The sequence below is a fragment of the Streptomyces boncukensis genome (genome assembly GCF_011045075.1).
Classification (GTDB): Bacteria; Actinomycetota; Actinomycetes; order Streptomycetales; family Streptomycetaceae; genus Streptomyces; species Streptomyces boncukensis.
In genome coordinates, this window is sequence record NZ_JAAKZZ010000596.1 from 1 (window position 1) to 4,070 (window position 4,070).

At 72.5% G+C, this 4,070-nt stretch carries 3 protein-coding genes and 1 pseudogene; 1 reads left to right on the plus strand and 3 read right to left on the minus strand.

Annotated elements, in window-relative coordinates; translation table 11 throughout:
• Positions 1 to 546 (plus strand): annotated as a pseudogene (locus G5C65_RS32660) (pyridoxamine 5'-phosphate oxidase family protein); the annotation flags it as partial.
• A gap of 205 nt (positions 547 to 751) precedes the next feature.
• Here G5C65_RS32660 and G5C65_RS32665 read toward each other — a convergent pair.
• The 3 genes from G5C65_RS32665 to G5C65_RS32675 form a co-directional block, all read right to left on the minus strand.
• The gene (locus tag G5C65_RS32665; RefSeq protein WP_165302682.1) at positions 752 to 2,395 is read right to left on the minus strand and encodes a DNA repair helicase XPB; all 1,644 of its coding nucleotides are present in this window, start codon (positions 2,393 to 2,395) and stop codon (positions 752 to 754) included.
• Positions 2,396 to 2,430: 35 nt separating this feature from the next.
• Positions 2,431 to 3,045, minus strand: a complete 615-nt coding sequence (locus G5C65_RS32670; protein WP_165302684.1) for a Uma2 family endonuclease — start codon at positions 3,043 to 3,045, stop codon at positions 2,431 to 2,433.
• Between the two features lie 111 nt (positions 3,046 to 3,156).
• Positions 3,157 to 4,070, minus strand: a 914-nt coding sequence (locus G5C65_RS32675; protein WP_206442529.1) for a helicase-associated domain-containing protein, incomplete at its 5' end; no start/stop codon positions are given.

Here is a 4,070-nt window from a genome sequence, read left to right on the forward strand (position 1 = left end):
CCTCCCTCCCCGCGCACCGTGGTCGCGATTCCGCTGGCCTGCGCCGTCAGCCTGGCGGTCCCCTACCTCCTGCTCCTGGACTACTCGGCGCCCCGGTTCCTGCTGCCCGGCTACGCCCTGCTCGCACTGCCCCTCGCCACGCTCGCGGTCCGGGCGCCGCTGCGGCTCGCGGCGGCCGTCCTCGGCCCGCTGCTGGCGCTCCAGCTGTTCAGCCAGTACCTCGTCCTGCGTGACGAGGCGGCCGCCGCGCAGGACGTCAACACCCGCTACCGGGCGGCCGCCGCCGAGCTGCACCGGCTCGGCGTACGCCCGCCCTGCCTGGTCACCGGCCCCCGGGCGCTGCCCGTCGGCTATGCGGCGGGCTGTGCGTCGACGCAGGTGGCCGGGAACAACCGCGATACGACGGTGCCCGCTCTGCTGCGCCGGGCCCGGAAGGTCCCCACCGCCGTGCTGGTGCCGGAGGACCGGCGGGCCCCGCGGTTCGCCCGGGACTGGAGCCGCCATCCGCTGCCCGGCACCGACTGGGCAGCACGGCTGGCGCCGTGACCGGCGGAACTTGCTGGGTCGGGGCTGCCCCTTGCTGTTTCGTCGCAGGGCGCGGGGAACTGCGCGGGCGACCGTGGGGGTACCCCCTGCTCGAGCGGAGCCGAGAGCTTGGGGGAGACAGCCGCGGTCCGCAGAGCACGGGCCGGGGCAGCTCCGGCCCGGCAGCCCCGGTAGGGGGCAACCACGGTCCACCGGAGGCGCCCGCTCAGCCCTCGGCCAGTAGTTCGTGGGCGTCGACGATGCGGTAGGCGTAGCCCTGCTCGGCCAGGAAGCGCTGGCGGTGGGCTGCGAAGTCCTGGTCCACCGTGTCGCGGGCCACGACCGAGTAGAAGCGGGCCTCGTGCCCGTCGGCCTTCGGCCGCAGGACCCGGCCGAGCCGCTGGGCCTCCTCCTGGCGGGAGCCGAACGTACCGGAGACCTGGATCGCGACCGTGGCCTCGGGCAGGTCGATGGAGAAGTTCGCCACCTTCGAGACGACCAGGCAGCTGATCTCGCCCTGCCGGAAGGCGTCGAACAGCTTCTCGCGCCGGGCGTTGCTGGTGTCGCCCTTGATGACGGGCGCGCCGATGTGCTCGCCCAGCTCGTCGAGCTGGTCGATGTACTGGCCGATGACGAGGGTCTGCTCGCCCTTGTGGCGGCGCACCAGCGCCTCGGTGACCCGCTGCTTGCTGTCCGTGGTCGCGCAGAAGCGGTACTTCTCCTCGGCCTCCGCCGTGGCGTACGCCAGCCGCTCCGAGTCCGTCAGGCCGACCCGCACCTCGACGCAGTCGGCGGGAGCGATATAGCCCTGGTTCTCGATCTCCTTCCAGGGGGCGTCGAACCGCTTCGGCCCGATGAGCGAGAAGACGTCGGACTCGCGGCCGTCCTCCCGTACCAGGGTGGCCGTGAGCCCGAGCCGCCGCCGGGCCTGCAGATCGGCCGTGAACTTGAAGACGGGGGCCGGCAGCAGATGCACCTCGTCGTAGACGATCAGCCCCCAGTCCCGGGAGTCGAACAGCTCCAGATGCGGGTAGACGCCCTTCCGCTTGGTGGTCAGCACCTGGTAGGTGGCGATGGTGACCGGGCGGATCTCCTTCTTCGTCCCGCTGTACTCGCCGATCTCGTCCTCGGTGAGCGAGGTGCGCCGCACCAGCTCGTGCTTCCACTGCCGGGCCGAGACGGTGTTGGTGACCAGGATCAGGGTGGTCGCCCGCGCCTCGGCCATCGCCCCGGCGCCGACCAGCGTCTTCCCGGCGCCGCAGGGCAGCACGACGACGCCGGAGCCGCCGTGCCAGAACCCGTCCACGGCCTGCCGCTGGTACGGGCGCAGCGCCCAGCCGTCCTCGTCCAGCGCGATGGGGTGCGCCTCCCCGTCCACGTACCCCGCGAGGTCCTCGGCGGGCCAGCCCAGCTTCAGCAGCACCTGCTTGATCTGCCCGCGCTCGGAGGGGTGGACGGCCACGGCGTCCTGGTCCACCCGGACCCCGACGAGCGGCTGGATCTTCTTCGACCGCAGCACCTCTTCGAGCACCGGCCGGTCAGTGGTGGTGAGGATCAGCCCGTGCGCGGGGTCCTTGCTGAGCGTGAGCCGCCCGTAGCGGGACATCGTCTCCGCGATGTCCACCAGCAGCGCGTGCGGCACGGGGTAGCGGGCGTAGGTCACCAGCGCGTCGACGACCTGCTCCGCGTCGTGCCCGGCGGCCCGCGCGTTCCACAGCCCGAGCGGCGTCACCCGGTAGGTGTGCATATGCTCCGGCGCCCGCTCCAGCTCGGCGAACGGAGCGATGGCCCGCCGCGCCTCGTCGGCCTGCTCGTGGTCGACTTCCAGCAGCAGCGTCTTGTCCGACTGGACGATGAGGGGTCCGGGCATGCGATCCAGTGTGCCGCACTCGGTTCCGATGCGGATCAGAAGCTGGTGAGGGCAGCCAAGTCGATCTTGACGGGGAAGGGGTGCTCGGTGATCAGTTCGCGGCGGTGGACGGGGCGCTCGGGGCGGGGAAAGTAGGTACGGGTCTCGGTGTTCAGCCAGTACTCGTGGACGGCGATCTGGTTGTCGCGCTCCTGCTCGACCCGCCAGTAGTAGGGAATCTCTGCGGTGGCGTACTGTACCGGCTTGAAATCGCGGTCTTGGACGCGGGACCCGGGCGAGACAACCTCGATGGCGAGGACGACGGCGGCGACAGGCACATGCGGGGCGTCGTTGAGGTCCATTCCCGTGCCGTCGTAGACGATCATGTCCGGCTTCCGGGCGTTGTACCTGTCGAGCACCACGCACGTCTCAAGGTCCACTTCGTACGGTTCGACCTGGGCGTCCTCCAAGGCGTTGGCGAGCTTTCGCTGCACCCGGCTGTGCCACACTTTCGCCTGCCCACGAACCACGATCATCCCGTCCACGAGTTCCCAGTCGAAGGGCAGATCCAGCTCTTGAGCCTGGTCAAACGTCCACCCTTCCCCGGGAGGGAACGCCCAGTGCTCGTCGGTGGCGCGTGCCGGTGCTTCAGCGGCCATTACTGCTCCCATGGACGGTGAGTCTGGACAACGGTGCGACTCGTTGTCCCGCATCCGACGATACGTTCGCCTGAAGCGGCGAGCCATCGAACGCGCGGGCGCACAGTGCGCCCCCGCATCCGCTCAGTCCTCCGTGACCTCCGCCACGCCCGTGATCCGGTGCAGCGGATAGGTGCGGACCTCCTCCGCGGTGTGGTCGTACGCCGTGACGAAGCCGCCCTCGACCTTCACCGGGGCGATGACGCGCTGGCTGGCGGCGCCGTCGGCGTTGACGTACCCGATCCACAGCGGGGAGCCGGCGAGGGTGGCGGACTGCATGGCCGCGAGGGTCTCGGCCATCACGGTGCGCGGGAGGCCGCCGTCCGGCGCCGGGGACGCCGGGGGCTTCGGCTTGTGGGGGAGGGTGGCGGCGTGGTCGCCCGCGCGGACGGCGCGGACGGCGGCGCCGAGGAGGGTGGCGTCCGGGCGCGGCGGGCCCTCCGGGACCGGGTCCGGCGGGGTGCGGGGCGGGGTGCGGTGGATGTCGGCGCGGGTGAGCACGAGGTCGCCCTCCGCGGACTCCGCGGCCGGCGCGTACCCCATGCCGCGCAGCCGCTCCAGCAGCTGGTCCGGCGGGGCCGGGGACGCCAGCACCGTGGGCGCCAGCAGCCGCAGCCGCAGCGGCGCCGACCGCCGGTCGGCCAGCACCTCGGCGAGCAGCGCGTCGTCGTCGCAGCGGATGTACGAGGAGGCGGCGCCCACCCGCAGCACGCCGTGCTTGCGGGCCACGTCGTCGATCAGATAGCTGAGCGGCTGCGGCACCGGGGTGTGCGCGTGCGCGGCGAGGAAGGCGTGCAGGTCGGCGGCGCCGCGGCCGGCGTCCAGGGCGCGGCGCACGGAGGCGGGCGTGAAGCGGTAGACGGTGGCGCCGCCCTTGGACTCGACGTCGGCGACGGTGCCGAGCGCGGCGGCCAGTTCGCGCTCCAGGGGGCCGGGCGCCACGGCCGTCAGGTCCGCCTGGAGGAGGACGTGGTCGAGCGGCGCGGGGAGGAGGGGGG